The sequence below is a fragment of the Rosenbergiella collisarenosi genome (assembly GCF_018494085.1).
Taxonomy (GTDB): Bacteria; Pseudomonadota; Gammaproteobacteria; order Enterobacterales; family Enterobacteriaceae; genus Rosenbergiella; species Rosenbergiella collisarenosi.
Map to the genome: position 1 here is coordinate 1 of NZ_JABBFP010000033.1, position 437 is coordinate 437.

A 437-nucleotide genomic window follows, 5' to 3' on the forward strand; every position below is an offset into this window, starting at 1 on the left:
CTGGCCGCTGCGCAGCCATCCTTGGTCGTTAGTTAACTGCCCCGCGACCTGTGCCTGCAGATCCCCGAGGGCTTGTATCTCGCCGTGGAAATTAATCAGCGTATCCGCCAGCAGTTGTAGGTTGCGCCCTGCGGCGATCCGTCCAGCACGGTTATCCAGGCGTTGCTCCGCCGTCTTGACGCTGATATCGCCGTTAGCGGCAATCCTTCCGGCGTGATTGACTAGCTCGCCACTGTCGAGAGAGAGGCCCTGACCCGCGAGTAACTCTCCGCGCGTATTATCGAGGATCGCGTGCTGGGTAGTGATATCCAGCGAATCATCTGCCTGGATCAGCCCCTCACTCGTGTGCAGCCCGCGCGTGGTTATGCGAAGATCCGCCCCGCCGAGGATCGTCCCGCCCTGATTGGTTAACACTGCGGTGGTTAAGGTTGCCTCCT

Annotated in this window: 1 protein-coding gene; it reads right to left on the bottom strand. The window is 60.6% G+C overall.

Going from position 1 to position 437, the window contains the following annotated elements:
• Positions 1-437 (bottom strand): hypothetical protein (locus HGT70_RS16465; protein WP_214196579.1); only part of this gene is annotated, 437 nt, incomplete at both ends.